The sequence below is a fragment of the Brucella grignonensis genome (assembly GCF_002252505.1).
Classification (GTDB): domain Bacteria; phylum Pseudomonadota; class Alphaproteobacteria; order Rhizobiales; family Rhizobiaceae; genus Brucella; species Brucella grignonensis.
The window spans coordinates 18716-34547 of the sequence record NZ_NNRL01000164.1 but is presented as its reverse complement, the minus strand read 5'-3'; the positions used below and the strand labels follow the sequence as shown (position 1 = coordinate 34547).

Sequence of the window (15832 nt, the reverse complement as noted above, 5' to 3'; positions counted from 1 at the left end):
TTAATCCACCGGAGATAAAGCACAAACGCTCAAGTTAAATTTATCAAGCGCTGGCGCGTGCCTTGCGATGCGCCGACAAAGACGACCAAGTGTAGATGATCAGGCCGGTCCAAATCAGCACAAAAGCCACCAGCTGAGCATTGGAGAAAGGCTCATGGAAAATGAAAATCGCGAAGATAAACAGTAGTGTCGGCGTAAGATACTGCATCAGGCCAAGCGTCGTGTAACGCAGGAGCTTGGCACCGCCCGCATAGAGGATCAGCGGAATTGCAGTGAACGGTCCTGCCAAAAGAAGTAGCGAAACGTTCGATACCGTGCCCGAGAAGAAATGGTCCTGACCATGCGCCAGGAGCCATAAAACATAGCCCAGCGCCGGTACTGACAGAATGACCACTTCCAGCGTAAAGCCCTGCAAAGGTGGCATTGGCAGCGACTTGCGGAAAAAGCCGTAGAGGCCAAATGTTACCGGCAGGACCAGCGAAACCCACGGAAGGCCGCCAGCATTGAAGGTGAGAACCAAAACTGCAGTGAATGCAAAGCCAACGGCAACATACTGCACCTTCGTCAGGCGTTCGCCGAGAAACAGACCACCAAGCACCACGTTAAACAGCGGGTTGATGTAATATCCGAGTGCTGCACCGATAATCTGATCATGGGCAACCGCCCAGACGTAAACCGACCAGTTGATGGTGATAAGTGCCGCAGTTAGCGCTGCCATTGCCAGCATACGCGGATTACGCAGAGCATCAAGAATGGTCCTGAACTGCCCGATGAAGATAAGTAAGATTACAGCAACCGGCACAGACCAAATCACGCGATGTGCTACGATTTCCAGAGCAGGAAGATGCGACAATGCCTTGAGATAGAAAGGTAAAAGAGCCCAAAGACCATAAGCCCCCATTGCCATCAAGAAGCCACGGCTTCCATCCGAAATCTGACCTCCGGATAAGGTTTGCTCGGTCATTTCCATCTCCGCATTGAATACAGTCTCGAAAAAGCAACGGGCTATTTCAAGCTGGTCAGACTGCTATGCGCCGATCAACCCATAAAATCTATTCAATTAAACTGATCAACGCATCAATCTTCGTGAAAGAAGCGGCTTATTCAGCTGCCACCAGACCGGCGAGAGAACGGTTCTTCATCAGCTTGTAATTGACCGAATCCATCAATGCCTGAAATGAAGCATCGATGATGTTGTCGGAAACGCCAACAGTGCGCCAGCGAGCCCCTGTTGCGTCACCGGATTCGATCAGAACGCGGGTGATAGCCGCCGTACCGCCATTGAGGATACGCACCTTGAAATCGACCAGTTCAAGATCTTCGATCTCATCCTGATAGCGACCTAAGTCTTTGCGCAGTGCAATGTCGAGTGCATTGACGGGACCATGGCCTTCGGCAACCGACATATGCATTTCACCGTCGACTTCGACCTTCACTACGGCTTCCGATACGGTTTTCAACATGCCATTGGCGTCGAACCGTCGTTCCACGAGACAGCGGAAAGAATCGACCTTGAAGAATTGTGGCTGCGGGTTGAGCATGCTGCGTGCCAGGAGTTCAAAGCTCGCATCAGCGCCTTCATAGGCATAGCCTTCCGCTTCACGCTCCTTGACCAGCGCGATCAACGTATCAAGCCGCACATCATCCTTGGCGACGCGGATGCCACGACGCTCCAGTTCTGCAATGAAATTCGACTTGCCACCCTGATCAGACACCATAACGCGGCGGCGGTTCCCGACGGTTTCAGGCGGAACATGTTCATAGGTCTGCGGGTCTTTGAGCAACGCAGAAGCGTGAATACCCGCTTTGGTGGCAAAGGCAGACGTACCGGTGTACGGAGCCTGCTCTGTCGGCGCGCGGTTCAAGATATCATCAAAGGCACGCGAAATGCGCGTAATGGCCTTCAAGGCATCCGGCTTGACGCCCAGCTCAAACCGTTCCGACCAATAGGGCTTCAGTGCCAGCGTCGGAATCAGCGAGACAAGATTGGCATTACCGCAACGCTCGCCGATACCGTTGAGTGTTCCCTGTACATGTCGTACACCGGCATCGATTGCGGCGAGAGAGACAGCAACTGCCTGTTCGGTGTCATTGTGGGCATGAATGCCAAGGCTTTCGCCTGGAACGACAGTTTTAACCACAGCAATGATATCAGCAACTTCCGATGGCTGCGTGCCACCATTGGTATCGCAAAGAACGACCCAACGCGCACCTGCTTCATAGGCGGCCTTTGCACAGGCCAACGCATATTCAGGATTGGCCTTGTAGCCGTCGAAGAAATGCTCGCAATCGACGAGAGCTTCACGCCCTGCCATGCGAACAGCCGTGACCGAGGCTGTAATCGATTCCAGATTTTCCTCGTTGGTACAGCCGAGCGCGATTCGCACATGATAGTCCCAGCTTTTGGCAACGAAACAGACCGCATCGCTTGAAGCTTGCAGGAGGGCCGTCAGACCCGGATCGTTGGAGGCAGAAACGCCAGCACGCTTGGTCATACCGAAAGCCGCAAACTTGGCGCGGGAAGTCTGTCGCTTCTTGAAGAAAGCGGTATCGGTCGGGTTCGCCCCTGGATACCCACCCTCGACATAGTCAACGCCCAGTTCTTCGAGCAGAATGACAATCGCTTTTTTGTCTTCGACAGAGAAATCAACGCCGGGAGTTTGTTGTCCGTCCCGCAAAGTTGTGTCGTAGATATAGATGCGTTCGCGTGTCATCACTCATCCCCCGCCATAGAGACCGGACAACCAATTCCCGTTTTCAGCTTTGCCCGTCCTCGCACGCTACGCGGCTGCGGGCGGGCGGTATGCGTTTGCTGCCCATCCCGCAAAGTTGTGTCGTAGATATAGATGCGTTCGCGTGCCATTTTGCCTGCCTGTCGGTGGGTATAAGCCGTGATAATTTATGGCTTTTTAGTTTTCAGTGTCGTGGTCGGGGTGCTGGTAAGACACCATGGTTCTCACAAACTCGATACTTTCCGGATCGCGTTCCGTTTCGTAACCGGGTAATTCTGCGAGGCTGTCGACATAAGGCAGCTTGACCTCAACGCCCCATTGAACGATCGGCTCGATCTCCTCCGGTGCATCGAAAGCACCGATAGAAAGGGCAATACCATCCGGCGCCTCGTAGGTGAGCGGGGTTCCGCACTGGGGACAGAACCCACGCTTGACGTGATTGGATGACTGGAAACGCTTTGGCTCATCGCGGGTCCATGTGAGGTTCGCTTCCCCCACCGAGACCAGCGGTGCATAGAAATTGCCAAATGCCTTCTGGCACATGCGGCAATGACAGATCGAAGCGGAACCGAGCGCACCTTCCACACGAAAGCGCACCGCGCCACACTGGCATCCCCCGCTATAAAGCGGCTTGTTATCAAGCGTCATGGCATCCTCCCTCCAACTAAAAGGCCTCTAGCTTACCACATCCCAGGTCGTGATGCGCTCGCCGGTGGCAGGGTCCTTGCCATCCTTCAACTGCACGCCCTGTGCCAGCAGGTCATCACGGATGCGATCAGCTTCGGCCCAGTTCTTGTCGGCGATCACACGCAGACGCTCAGCAATCAATGCTTCAATTGCGGCCGTATCAACATCGGCCTTTGCAAAGACCGGAACGTCCTGCGCCGTCACAAAATAAGGTTCGAGTAGGCCCAACAGCGCCATGCCTTCACCTAAAGCTGCAACGTCCTTGGCTTTGAATGCTTTGCGCAGCGCCGTGATTGCTGTCCAAGTGTTCAGATCGTCTGACAGAGCTTCCGCCACCTCACCAACCACTGAGAGCACAGGCGGAGCAGTAAAACCGGCATCACGCAGCAAACCATACCAGCGATGCAGTTCTTCGGCAGATTCTGCCAAGCGCTGTGCCGTCCAGTTAATCGGTTCACGATAATGCGTTTGCAGCATTGAAAGACGAGCAGCCAGACCAACCCAGCGATCGCGCGCACCCTTGTCATCCCATGCGCCAAGCTGCGGCAGACCATCATTCAGCACGTCTCGAATGGTGATGAAATTGCCGAGCGATTTCGACATCTTCTGCCCTTCGACCTGCAGGAAGCCATTATGCATCCAGATGCTGGCCATCCGCTCGGTGCCAAACGCGCAGCATGATTGTGCAAGCTCATTTTCATGATGCGGAAATACAAGATCGATGCCGCCGCCATGAATGTCGAACTGGTTCTTATAAGGATCGTCGCACTTCAGACCGCCACCAAAAGGTGACAGCAGCTTGGCCATAGACATGGCCGAGCATTCAATGTGCCAGCCGGGACGGCCAAGCGTTTGAATGCCCGCAGGCGATGGCCAGCCGGGTTCACCATTGCGCGATGGCTTCCAGAGTACGAAATCCATCTCGTCGCGCTTGTAAGATGCGACATCAACGCGAGCGCCAGCCAACATTTCATCAAAAGGACGGTGCGAGAGCGCACCATAACGTGCGCCGCCCAGCGTATTCATCGAGGATGGCGAGAACAATACATGCTCATCGGCAACATAGGCGACACCGCGCTCAACCAACTTTTCAATGATATCGCGCATGTCATCGAGATGCTCAGTCGCACGCGGCTGACTGGACGGTTCGAGATTTGCCAGTGCCTTGATATCTGCCTGAAACTGGTTGTTTGTACCCTCTGTCACCCGGCGGATTGCTTCATTGAGTGGAAGATCAGGATATTCGCTGGCGGCACGTGCGTTGATCTTATCGTCAACGTCGGTGATGTTGCGCGCATAGGTGACCTTCTGTGCGCCATAGACATGACGCAGCAAACGGAACAGCACATCGAAGACGATGACTGGGCGTGCATTGCCGATATGGGCGAAATCATAAACGGTTGGTCCGCAGACATACATGCGCACATTGTTCGCATCGATGGGGACAAAGTCCTCTTTCGTGCGGGTGGCGGTATTGTACAGACGTAGTTGCGGCGCATCAGCCATTTTATTTCCCCAAAAGGACCTGAAAATACGGGCACGAAGGACCGCAGCCGACTGGCCGGGGCGTTATCATCCTGTTTTATGGTAGGGGAGACGAAAACGGCCGGGCCAGCAAGCTGCTAGCCAATAATAATCGAACCAGTACAAATGATCGTGGTCGGCGTTTTCATGACATTACTTATCTCTCTCGACCTAATCCCCGTCAAGAGCTTTTGGAAAAGTTCGAGTGAAATAAAGCATTTCCGGTAAAAGTTTGACGCCCGGTTTACTGTAACGAATACATGCAAATAGAGAGTTTGGTTTACGGATGGTTAAAACACTGTGGCATTTCAGCAACCGTATCAAACCTTCACAACGGTTAACCGGAATTCCCCAAAACCGGCTCCAAACAGCCTTCATTCCGTCTAAATCAATCACAAAATAGTGAGTGTAATTGGAAGAGGAATGAACCAATGCCTAAAAGTGAACCGCAACCACGACAAGACAAGCTGATTGACCAATATCGCGAAATCGGCCCCGCCGTGCTTCTTGCAGCACTGATGAGCAAGAAGAACCGCAAAGGCGAAGCCCGTAACGACAATAAGCGCCGCTCGATTCTAGTGGATTGAATTTGACGTTTGAATCCCGACCGATATGAATGCCGTTTCAAACGTCAAATTCGAAAAATCCACTAGATTCATAAAGTTGCTAGTGGTCTTCGCGATTCCGACATTTGTTCGGTGCTTGTAACTGCGGAATCCAAATGTCGGAATCGGACCACTAGCTATTAAAGAATCTGACTAGAAGGCTGATGCCGATCAGCGCCATCACAACCCCGATGATGCAATCGAGCACACGCCAGGCGGCTGGCTTCGCAAAGATGGGCTGCAACAGACGCGCGCCATAGCCCAGCGAGAAAAACCAGACAAATGATGCGATCACCGCGCCTGCACCATAAGCGGCGCGGGCAGAACCTTCATAGCGGGCAGAAAGGCTGCCCAATAAGACCACCGTGTCGAGATAGACATGCGGATTGAGGAAAGTCAGCGCCAGACAGGTTGCAATTGCTGCTTTCAGACTGACACTGCCGTTCGATCTTACCTGCATTGCTTCCGGATGAAACGCGCGCCGAAACGCGACGGACGCATACCAGAACAGGAATGCCGCGCCTGCAAGCGTAACGAACGAAATCAGCTTTGGTGATTGTGCAATCAGCGTGCCGAGACCTGCAACACCAGCCGCGATCAGAACAGCGTCAGAAAGTGCGCAAATCAGACACAGAATAAAGACGTGCTGCCGCAACAATCCCTGTCGCAGGATGAACGCGTTTTGCGCGCCAATAGCGATGATGAGCGACGCACCAAGAAAAAAGCCTGAAAAAGCTGCTGAAAACACGGGAATTTTCCTGAGATTATAGCATTTCCAGCAAAAGTGCGAAGTGATTTTGCGTGAGATAATGCGTAAGAACAAATAGCTACAGCGGCTTCAACTATTCAGTCGTAACTGGAGCCGCTGTAAGTGATCAGAACATTGAAAGCTGGTCGCCTGAGTCCTCTTCCGGATCAGGCTTCTTCTTTCTTTTTGGCAGAGATTGTTCCGCCGTCAAGCTTTCTTCCACTCTTGTCTGCAAATCGGGTGAAGTGTTGGCGACTTTGTTGACTTTATCCGACACTGGAATGGCTTCAAAGAAGTCATTCTGAACCGGGCGCATGATGTCCGCCACGTCTTTCGGAAGCAAGGTCTTGCAGTTAAGCCAACGCCTGAAATCTTCTGGCTTCACCACGACCGGCATACGTTCGTGAATAGGACGCAGTAGCCCGTTGGCGCTTGTCGTCAAAATGCCCGCTGTATCGATTTGCGAGCCGTCTGAGCTGCTCCAGGTTTCGACCAGCGCACCAAAAGCGACAATCCCGCCGTTGCGCGGTCTGATCCAATAGGCCTGTGCCTTGTTCTTTCCCTCGCGCCGCCATTCATAAAAACCAGAAGCAGGAATCAAAGCACGCCGATGATTTAACGCCGCCCGGAACGAGTTCTTTTCTGCCGCAGTTTCAGAGCGAATGTTGAAAACCAGATTCCAGTCATTCGGATCTTTGACCCATGACGGCACAAATCCCCAACGAACCAGCATGCCGATCCGGTCAGGCCGATTGCTCCCTGGCGGCGGGGTTTCACCAGCCAGAATGGAGAGTATCGGCTGGGTCGGCGCGATATTGTAACGGGGAGGAAAATCCTCCTCGATCATTGCACCAAGCAATGCTTCAACTTCTTCGCGGCTGGCAGTCAGAGAAAAACGTCCACACATGGCAGTCATGTTCAGGCTTTTGTTGGAATGGTCAAGTGGGGTTTGCTGTTGCCAAAGCAGGTCGACCGGATCATAGCTTGCATATGGTTACAGTTCCCGTCATCCCCGCCCCTCTTCAAATCCACGGCGTCTCTCTCATCTGCCGTCGTGATGGCCGCTTTTTGCTGGTCGAGCGCGGCAAGGAGCCATGGAAGGGTTGGCTCGCCTTCCCCGGAGGCAGCATTGAAGCCGGTGAAACACCTGAGGAAGCAGCGATTCGTGAGCTGAAAGAAGAAACTGCACTCGATGCGGGCTCGCTCAGCCACGTCATCACGGTTGATCTGGCACTCGAAGGCAAAGCCTATGCGAAGAGCTACTTTCTTTCCGTTTATCGTGCCCTTGATGTTTCAGGCATTGAACAGGCGGGCGACGACGCTGCGGCAATCCATTGGTTGACCATTGAGGAAATGGCGAGCGCCAATGTCACGGACAGCACACTGGATGTGGCGCGCGCTGTGGTTGAAATCGAGGATGCTTCGGGCGCGCATTCCGTATCGCCTTGAAGTGGCCCTGTTTCTCATTCAGGAATTTGTTTCATTCAGAGGGGCGAATATTGCAGGGAAAGCGGCTTTCCATATTGGTGATAGTATTCTGGCTGGGCATTCTGCCCCCGGCCCTTTCTGCGCAGGATGCCCCCTATGAAGGCAAAATGCTGAGAATTGCGGAAGTGCTCGGTTCACTTCACTATCTGCGTAACCTTTGCGGAGAGACCAGCAACGAATGGCGCGAGCGAATGGATGCTATCATTGCGGCTGAAAAGCCCGATGAAGCCGAGCGGTTGCTGCTCGTTTCCAGTTTCAATCATGGATATCGTGCTTTCAGCGACAATTATGTCCGCTGCACGCCCTCGGCCCTTGCGGCGATTGATCGCTACATGAAAGAGGGAGAAAGCTTGTCGAACGAGCTCATCTCGCGCTATGGGAATTAACCAATTATTCAGTCTTGTGCGGATGGGCAGAAATTGCCTCATTCAAATCCGCTTTAATCTGTTAACACTGTCTTAAACGTGACAGTCAGGCTGCAGGTGATTGTGCTCCCAGTGGTGAGAAATCAGCTGATGCAGCAAGAAGGGCGCAAGCCGGGATGAAATTGATGGAACATATGCCAGCCGATCTGGACGAGATGATCGCCCGCGAAAAGAAGCTTGTGGCGATTGAGTACCAGAACGAGGCCTGGGCGGATGGCATTTCCGAAGGGATTGAGCCCGAAATTCTTGCGGAAGCAGCTTTCACCACAGCTTTGACTGAACTTATGCGTTCTGCAGGCGAAGACAGCGCTCTCGACCTCATCGAGAAAATGCGCGAGCAGATCATCGCAGGAACTTTCCTGCCCGAACGCATTCTTCAATAAGTATCGATACCAGCTCCAACCATTCGTATTCGACTTGGTGGGGCATCATAAATCCGCTCCCAGACCCTGCGAAACTGCCGCGCAGAAGCAAAACCAGCCCGCTCGGCGATATTTTCTATATCCAGTGTCGAATTCAGAAGCATCTCGCGCGCCAGACTAACCTTTAGCCGATTGGCATAGTCCGTCACGCTCATATGTGCGTGCTCATTAAACAGTCTTGAGAGATTGCGCGGGCTTGCACCACTGATGTCCGCCAGCTGTTCCACCGACCAGCTGGCTGCCGGATTTTCCGCAATGGCATCCTGTGCACGATGCACCACCGGATGCATATGATTGCGCCCTTCCAGCCACGGCGAAAGCTGCGGGTCTCCCCCGCTGCGACGCAAGTAGACGACCAGATACCGCGCAATCGATAGCGCCAAAGCGTGCCCGGCAATTTCGGCAACGATATGCAGCATGAGATCGATGCCCGCGGTGATACCCGCACTTGTCAATCGATCCCGATCTTCCACAAACAATCGATTTTGCAGCACACGTGATGTCGGCGCCAATCGATTCAACTCTTCAATGGCCATATGATGGGTTGTACAATCATAACCATCAAGCAGGCCTGCGCGTGCCGCCAGAAGTGCTCCCGAACAGATTGAAACCAACCTGATGCCGGGACGGATAACGCGCCGCATCCAGCTCACAATCTGCGCTTCGAGAGCATCATCCTCTTCGCCGCTATTGCCGACACCGCCCAAGGGAATATCAGCAGAACCAGAGATAATGACCATCGCATCATCCGGCAGGCTTTCTGGCAAAGGCTCGATATTGGCGATCATGAGGCCAATTGAGCTGTGTGCAGTCTCGGAAGGCCCGATAAACGTCACCTCAAACTGCACATCGCTCTGCTCAAGATTGGCCTTACGCAAAACCTCTATCGGTCCCGCCACATCAAGCAAAAGCGTGCGTGGCGGGACAACGACAAAGACCCGGACAGTTTTGTGGCTGCCAGCGGTTTGGTTCATGCAGCTTTCCGTTCTGTCCTGCCAGCAAGAGCTTCTTCCACCGTCGCAATCCGTGCGAAGCGATCTGCAAGTACCAGCTCCGTACGAGCGCGAATTTCAACAGCACTCCACGTGCGACCATTCACATCGGTCATCGGGAACGTGAGCGTTGCCTCGCCGACATAATCGACATCGAAACCAAGATCTGAAGCGTGACGCGTCGTCGTCTCGCAACATTGCTCGGTACGGATACCTGAAACGATAACCCGTCTGATGCCATTGGAAACAAGCCACACATCGAGCCCTGATCCCACGAGTGCGCTATGGCGACGCTTGCGGAAAACGGCATCCGGCTCGATCCTGATCGGCGCGAGCGCTTTCACGAAACCTGAAGCTTCCGAGAATGGTCCTTCGTTCTCGACGTGAAAGATTTGCACAACCGGGATGCTCTTGCGCTTTGCGCCATCGATCAGAGCCTGCTGACGCTCAATGTAAGCAGTAACCTCTTCGTCACGATAATAAGGCCGATGGCGGAAAGATTCCTGAACATCGATAACCAGAAGGACCGTATCATTAGCGGACATTTTGTGCTCCTTGTGAATTTATACAAGAAGACAATAATCCTTACAATCCAGTCCGAAAGATTGGCATCGGACAAAGATGGGACAATTCACGCCAATCGATCAGCAGTTAACGACGCGGCAATGCTTCCAGAAACTCGACCGGCTCACCCTTGTTCGGGTTGACGATTTCCGCTTCCCACATGACCTTGATCCCACGCACGAAAGTACCAACCGGCCAGCCAGTAACGGTCTTGCCGTGATAAGGCGTCCAGCCAGCCTTCGAGCCTGCCTGTTCATGCGTAATGGTTTCGCGGCGCTTCATATCGACGATGGTAAGATCGGCATCGTAACCCACGGCAATGCGACCTTTGCGTGCCATACCAAAAATGCGGTTCGGGCCATGGCTTGAAAGATCCACAAAGCGCTCCAGCGAAAGCTTACCGGCATTCACATGGTCAAGCATGATAGGCACCAGCGTCTGCACACCGGTCATACCGGAAGGCGATGCCGGATACGGCTTCTGCTTTTCTTCCAGCGTATGCGGTGCGTGGTCGGAGCCAAGCACATCGACAATACCCTGATCAATACCCTTCCAGACGCCATCGCGGTGGCGCTTGTCACGTACCGGCGGGTTCATCTGAATGAGATTACCGAGTGTCGCATAATCATCCGCTGACAATGTGAGATGATGTGGTGTGGCTTCACAGGTCGCCACATCCTTGTGGCCCTGCAGAAAGTCGATTTCTTCCGCCGTTGAAATATGCAGTACGTGAATGCGCGCGCCGGTTTCGCGTGCGATACGAACGAGGCGTTCCGTGCATTGCAGAGCGGCAATTTCATCGCGCCAGACAGGATGGCTCGACGGATCGCCTTCAACCCGCAGGTTTTCACGATCCTTCAAACGGAATTCGTCTTCCGAGTGGAAAGCCGCACGGCGGCGCGTATTTTTCAGGATAGAGCGAACACCGTCATCATCCTCAACCAGCAGATTACCCGTCGATGAGCCCATAAAAACCTTGATGCCAGCAGCACCCGGCAGACGTTCAAGCTCTGCAACATCTTTTGCGTTTTCACGCGTTCCACCCACCCAGAAAGCAAAATCGCAATGCATACGATGACGGCCACGACGAATCTTGTCTTCCAGCGTTTCAGCGGATGTTGTCAGCGGCTTGGTATTCGGCATTTCAAAAACCGACGTCACGCCACCAAGAACAGCAGCAAGAGAACCCGTTTCCAGATCTTCCTTATGTTCCAGTCCCGGCTCACGGAAATGCACCTGACTATCGACCACACCGGGAAGGATATGCAGGCCGGTGCAATCAATCACTTCGCCTGCGGAGTTTGCGGAGAGCGACCCGATCGCCTCAATGCGTCCGTTACGAATACCGATATCGCGCTGACCTATACCGTCATGATTGACGATGGTTGCACCTTTCAGGATCGTATCAAACGTTTGGGCCATTGTTGTCTCCTGCTGGCTGAATGGGACTTGCGAGCCTTTTCAATGCGGCTTACGTAACGATGACTATAAAGGCAAGGAAGAAGCGATGGCGACGGTAGCGGAAACGATCAATCTTTCCAACAGAGCACTGGTTCAGATCACAGGCGAAGACGCAGAAAAATTCGTGCAGGCCGTTATTACCACCAATCTCGACAAGCTCGGCATCGATGAACTGAAGCCCGGCGCACTGCTGGCACCGCAAGGCAAGATCATGTTCGACTTCCTTATATCGCGCATCGAGAATGGCTTGCTGTTCGATATGCCAGCGGGCATCGCCGCCGATTTTGCCAAGCGAATGACGCTCTACCGTCTGCGCGCCAAAGCAGAAATTACCCAATCGCCAGAATCACTTGTCAGCGTTTGCTGGCAGACTGATTCCGCTTCTTCAGAAGATGATTCAATCAAAGAGTACGGCAAGCGCGATACCCGTTTTCCAGAAGAGCTGAATGTTCTTCGCATTTATGGAAAAGCTGGAGACATCAACGACGAAAGCGCATGGATCGCGCTTCGTGCCGAGTATGGCATTGCCGAGGGCGAAGCTGATTTCGCCTATAATGACGTCTTCCCACATGACATCAATTTCGACCAGACGGGCGGTGTGACCTTCCCCAAAGGTTGTTTCATTGGGCAGGAAGTCGTCTCGCGCATGCATCACCGCAGCACGCCCCGCCGCCGTGTACTTGTCGCCAAATCCGACACGCCACTCCCCGCGATGGGTACGCCGGTGACGGTCAATGGACGTGAAATCGGAACACTTGGCAGCTCTTCCGGCAAGATCGGCCTCGCCCTTGTGCGGATTGACAAAGTAAAAGACGCAATCGATTCCGGCACAGCTATTTTAGCTGGTGAGGTCGAGATCACGCTCCTCTTGCCGCCGCGTGTCGCCTTCACATTCCCAACGGCTGAAGCGGATAAAGCTTAATGGCAGCAGCAGACCGTACTTCGGGTAAAGATCGTGCCTGGCAGCGTATGCTGTCCGGGCGCAGGCTTGATCTGCTCGACCCATCGCCACTTGATATCGAGATAGAGGACATCGCTCACGGGCTTGCACGCGTTGCCCGCTGGAACGGACAGACTATCGGCGAGCACGCTTATTCGGTGGCGCAGCATTCACTGCTGGTTGAGCAGATTTTCAATCGGCTGGTTCCTGATGCGAGCATTGAATGGCAGATGCTCGCACTGCTGCACGATGCCCCCGAATATGTGATTGGCGACATGATTTCGCCATTCAAGGCCGTGATGGGCGGCAATTACAAGCTGATTGAAGATCGGCTTGAAAGTGCCATTCATTTACGGTTTTCGCTGCCAGCTTCCATATCCGCATCCCTCAAGAAATTGATCAAGCGAGCCGATCAGGTGGCCGCCTATTTTGAGGCGACACGGCTGGCAGGGTTTACGGAAACCGAAGCCATCAAGTATTTTGGACGTCCGCGTGGCTTTGATCCCGCGGGTCTCGATATCACACCGCGTCCGACGCAGAGCGTTCAGAACGACTTCCTCGCTCGGTTTGCTACTTTAGACCAGGCCCGAAAGAAGTAGACCATGACTTATATCGTGGTTAGTCCGCTCTCGAAGCTTGAAGCCCAAATCGAACGGCATCAGCCGAGCCATATCGTGACGCTCAGCAGTGGCGATCTGCCTTTACTCTCCGGCACCATGAAGCGCCTCAGCTTGATCTTTAACGACATCATTGAGCCGCGTGACGGACTGGTGACGCCCCAAAGCTTCCATGTCGAACAATTGCTGGAATTTACGTCTGATTGGGATAAGAAAAAACCGCTGCTGATCCATTGCTATGCGGGGATATCGCGTTCAACGGCAGCAGCCTATATCGCAGCGCTCTCTCTTGAGCCGCAGCTTGATGAGGCTGAGATCGCAAGAACATTGCGCGAGCTTTCACCATCCGCCACTCCCAATATGCGCCTGATAGAACTGGCCGATAAAATACTCGTTCGCAAGGGACGTATGGTCGAGGCTATCCGCACCATCGGGCGCGGCAAAGATGCCTTTGAGGGCAATGTGTTCAGCCTGCCTGTTGCAAACTAGAGCGCATTCCGAAAAGTGGGAACCGGTTTTCGGGACAAAATGCGCAGAAAACAAATAGATAGAGCATTTCCAACGATTCATCTTAAACTGGAAATGCTCTAATTGTGCGCGCTATCGCATTCAAAAACCCGCCGCGCGCATCGGGTGGAGTTTGTGCACGAGGTTCCCACACATGGCGCAGGAAGAAAAAACCTGTCATTCGGAAAGCATCGTTGAGATCATCATAACAGGACGGGCGCACCGATGTGCTGTTAACGAAGGCGGGCAATGGCAACATCTTGTCAGCCCAGGGAGCACCTGCATCACCACAGACCGCGCGCCCTGATTTGGGTGACACATAAATCAGATTTTCGCGAACACCGGTGGCTGCACATTCCTTGAGGTCAAGACCGAACCCCAGCTCTTCAAGCATCATCACTTCAAATCGCAGGAGCAATTCGCCAGAGGCCAGCGGATCATCAAAATGCTCGATGATGAGGCGGAGCGTTTCATAAAGCCCGCCTTGTGGGTCGCGCTCCGGCAGCAGCCGCAAATGTGCAGCTGCAAGCTGGATGCCATAAAGTGCAACAGGCGTTTCGATAAGGCGAGCCGCCGCAAAGCCAAGCGGCTCAATGGTAAAACTGCCGAGATGTTCATCCAACCGCGCCCACCATGCCAAATCGACATGGTTGCCGGGCTGGAGCAGCGGTTGCATGCGGCGGGACCGCCCGCCCCGCACCATACCCATATGACGGCCATGCTCACGCGTCATCACTTCGACAATGGCGCTTGTTTCGCCATGTCGTCGTGTGCCGAGAACTATGCCTTCATCGCGCCATTCCATGGAGGTGTGTACCACATTCCTTTTTGCGCATAATTCTATACAAAAATCGAACGACTCTCTGAATTATGCGCAGCTATCGCGCCATTCCATGAAAACCTGACTTTAACTTACTTCGGGAAATCAAGACCCATTTCGCGATAGCGTTCAGGATCATTACCCCAGTTCTCACGCACTTTCACAAACAGGAAGAGGTGCGCATTCTGCTCCAGAATCTCGCTGATCTCTTTACGTGCCGACTGCCCGATCGCCTTGATCGTTTCGCCTTTGTGGCCAAGAACGATCTTCTTCTGGCTTTCACGCTCGACATAGATGACCTGCTCGATACGCACCGAGCCGTCCTTGCGCTCTTCCCAGCGCTCGGTTTCCACCGTCGAGGAATAAGGCAGTTCTTCATGCAGACGGAGATAGAGCTTTTCGCGGGTGATTTCTGCCGCAAGCTGACGCATCGGCATATCGGAAATCTGATCTTCCGGGTAATACCACGGGCCGTTTGGAACGGTCTCTGCCAGGAACTTTGCGAGATCCTTACAGCCTGAGCCATTGAGCGCTGAGATCATGAAGGTCCGGTCAAAAGCGACCTTTTCATTTGCCTTCTGCGCGAGTTCAAGCAGCTGTGGCGGATCGACCCGGTCGACCTTGTTCAAAACCAGCACCTTTTTCTGGCGAACATTGACCATGCTTTCAAGAAGCGCTTCGGCGTTCTCATTCAGACCGCCCTGCGCATCGAGGATAACGAGGATGATATCGGCATCCTTCGCACCGCCCCAGGCTGTTGTGACCATCGCGCGGTCCAGCCTGCGTTTGGGCCGGAAAATACCGGGCGTATCGACGAGCACGATCTGCGCGTTGTTTTCGATGAAAATGCCGCGTACCAGCGCACGCGTCGTCTGCACCTTATGCGTGACGATGGAAACCTTCGTACCCACGAGCTGGTTGACCAGCGTGGATTTTCCGGCATTTGGCGCACCAATCAGCGCCACAAAGCCAGAACGGGTCTGCCCGGTTTCAGTTTCGCCGGCTGACGGCGTCGTCGGATTATTCATTGCTTATCCTTTTGAGAGCGCTCTTGTTCTCAAAGAAACAGGAGCCGCCCTATCTTTTGTTCTGCGCAATTCCCGACGTAAACCGGTCCCCACTTTCGCTGGAATTGCTCTATGTAATCTCGACAGCAGGAAACGGTCCTCGCCCAAACCACTCTGCCGATGCGACGGCCCACCACTGTCGCTGTTAATCTGATTATAGCCGAATTTCACTTACTGCAAAATTCCTTAAACTTGAATCAATATAAGGTTAAATTATGCAGCAAATTTAAACT

General features: G+C 53.4%; 19 protein-coding genes. 7 read left to right on the top strand and 12 right to left on the bottom strand.

The window, feature by feature from the left end:
* Positions 1-43 precede the first annotated feature (43 nt).
* From rarD to cysS, 5 genes are all read right to left on the bottom strand, one after another.
* A complete protein-coding gene (gene rarD / locus CEV33_RS18040; protein WP_094541807.1) occupies positions 44-964 on the bottom strand; it encodes an EamA family transporter RarD in 921 nt (306 codons plus the stop codon).
* A 136-nt stretch (positions 965-1100) separates the two neighbouring features.
* Positions 1101-2714, bottom strand: coding sequence for a citramalate synthase (cimA, locus tag CEV33_RS18035; RefSeq protein ID WP_094541806.1), 1614 nt, complete (start codon positions 2712-2714; stop codon positions 1101-1103).
* On the bottom strand, positions 2714-2863 hold the full coding sequence (locus CEV33_RS24710) for a 2-isopropylmalate synthase (RefSeq protein ID WP_094541805.1): 150 nt from the start codon (positions 2861-2863) through the stop codon (positions 2714-2716). Before CEV33_RS24710 ends, cimA begins: the two co-directional genes overlap by 1 nt.
* A 46-nt stretch (positions 2864-2909) precedes the next feature.
* Entirely contained in the window at positions 2910-3380 is a 471-nt protein-coding gene (locus CEV33_RS18025; protein WP_094541804.1) for a GFA family protein, read from the bottom strand.
* Positions 3381-3407: 27 nt separating this feature from the next.
* Entirely contained in the window at positions 3408-4925 is a 1518-nt protein-coding gene (cysS, locus tag CEV33_RS18020; protein ID WP_094541803.1) for a cysteine--tRNA ligase, read from the bottom strand.
* Positions 4926-5374: 449 nt separating this feature from the next.
* Here cysS and CEV33_RS24705 point away from each other — a divergent pair, with 449 nt between their 5' ends.
* The gene (locus tag CEV33_RS24705; RefSeq protein WP_094541802.1) at positions 5375-5530 is read left to right on the top strand and encodes a hydrolase; all 156 of its coding nucleotides are present in this window, start codon (positions 5375-5377) and stop codon (positions 5528-5530) included.
* A 151-nt stretch (positions 5531-5681) separates the two neighbouring features.
* Here the strand turns inward: CEV33_RS24705 and CEV33_RS18010 are convergent, their stop codons facing one another.
* Both CEV33_RS18010 and CEV33_RS18005 read right to left on the bottom strand, forming a co-directional pair.
* The gene (locus CEV33_RS18010) at positions 5682-6296 is read right to left on the bottom strand and encodes a LysE/ArgO family amino acid transporter (RefSeq protein ID WP_094541801.1); all 615 of its coding nucleotides are present in this window, start codon (positions 6294-6296) and stop codon (positions 5682-5684) included.
* A gap of 127 nt (positions 6297-6423) precedes the next feature.
* Positions 6424-7203, bottom strand: coding sequence for an SOS response-associated peptidase (locus tag CEV33_RS18005; protein WP_094541800.1), 780 nt, complete (start codon positions 7201-7203; stop codon positions 6424-6426).
* Between the two features lie 83 nt (positions 7204-7286).
* Here CEV33_RS18005 and CEV33_RS18000 point away from each other — a divergent pair, with 83 nt between their 5' ends.
* From CEV33_RS18000 to CEV33_RS17990, 3 genes are all read left to right on the top strand, one after another.
* A complete protein-coding gene (locus tag CEV33_RS18000) occupies positions 7287-7745 on the top strand; it encodes an NUDIX hydrolase (RefSeq protein ID WP_094542063.1) in 459 nt (152 codons plus the stop codon).
* Between the two features lie 146 nt (positions 7746-7891).
* A complete protein-coding gene (locus CEV33_RS17995) occupies positions 7892-8170 on the top strand; it encodes a TIGR02301 family protein (protein ID WP_094542062.1) in 279 nt (92 codons plus the stop codon).
* A 164-nt stretch (positions 8171-8334) separates the two neighbouring features.
* Positions 8335-8592, top strand: a complete 258-nt coding sequence (locus CEV33_RS17990; RefSeq protein ID WP_191793042.1) for a hypothetical protein — start codon at positions 8335-8337, stop codon at positions 8590-8592.
* Here the strand turns inward: CEV33_RS17990 and CEV33_RS17985 are convergent.
* The 3 genes from CEV33_RS17985 to CEV33_RS17975 form a co-directional block, all read right to left on the bottom strand.
* A complete protein-coding gene (locus tag CEV33_RS17985) occupies positions 8586-9605 on the bottom strand; it encodes a GlxA family transcriptional regulator (protein ID WP_094541798.1) in 1020 nt (339 codons plus the stop codon). The two genes, CEV33_RS17990 and CEV33_RS17985, sit on opposite strands and share 7 nt — an antisense overlap.
* Complete coding sequence (locus CEV33_RS17980) at positions 9602-10168, bottom strand: isochorismatase family protein (protein WP_094541797.1); 567 nt, start codon at positions 10166-10168, stop codon at positions 9602-9604. The genes CEV33_RS17985 and CEV33_RS17980 overlap by 4 nt, the downstream gene beginning before the upstream one ends.
* Before the next feature lie 106 nt (positions 10169-10274).
* Positions 10275-11609 (bottom strand): dihydroorotase, encoded by a 1335-nt coding sequence (locus CEV33_RS17975; RefSeq protein WP_094541796.1) that lies wholly within the window; start codon positions 11607-11609, stop codon positions 10275-10277.
* 85 nt (positions 11610-11694) lie between these two features.
* Here CEV33_RS17975 and ygfZ point away from each other — a divergent pair, with 85 nt between their 5' ends.
* From ygfZ to CEV33_RS17960, 3 genes are read left to right on the top strand one after another with little or no spacing between them, the layout of a single operon-like run.
* Positions 11695-12570 carry a CAF17-like 4Fe-4S cluster assembly/insertion protein YgfZ gene (gene ygfZ, locus CEV33_RS17970; RefSeq protein WP_094541795.1) on the top strand — a complete coding sequence of 292 codons (876 nt, stop codon included), beginning with the start codon at positions 11695-11697 and terminating at the stop codon, positions 12568-12570.
* Positions 12570-13187 (top strand): YfbR-like 5'-deoxynucleotidase, encoded by a 618-nt coding sequence (locus tag CEV33_RS17965; protein ID WP_094541794.1) that lies wholly within the window; start codon positions 12570-12572, stop codon positions 13185-13187. The genes ygfZ and CEV33_RS17965 overlap by 1 nt, the downstream gene beginning before the upstream one ends.
* A gap of 3 nt (positions 13188-13190) precedes the next feature.
* On the top strand, positions 13191-13694 hold the full coding sequence (locus CEV33_RS17960; RefSeq protein ID WP_094541793.1) for a tyrosine phosphatase family protein: 504 nt from the start codon (positions 13191-13193) through the stop codon (positions 13692-13694).
* Between the two features lie 82 nt (positions 13695-13776).
* Here CEV33_RS17960 and recO read toward each other — a convergent pair whose 3' ends face one another.
* Together recO and era are read right to left on the bottom strand one after the other, a co-directional pair.
* Entirely contained in the window at positions 13777-14517 is a 741-nt protein-coding gene (gene recO, locus CEV33_RS17955) for a DNA repair protein RecO (RefSeq protein ID WP_094541792.1), read from the bottom strand.
* Between the two features lie 107 nt (positions 14518-14624).
* Positions 14625-15560 carry a GTPase Era gene (gene era / locus CEV33_RS17950; RefSeq protein WP_094541791.1) on the bottom strand — a complete coding sequence of 312 codons (936 nt, stop codon included), beginning with the start codon at positions 15558-15560 and terminating at the stop codon, positions 14625-14627.
* Positions 15561-15832: the final 272 nt, after the last annotated feature.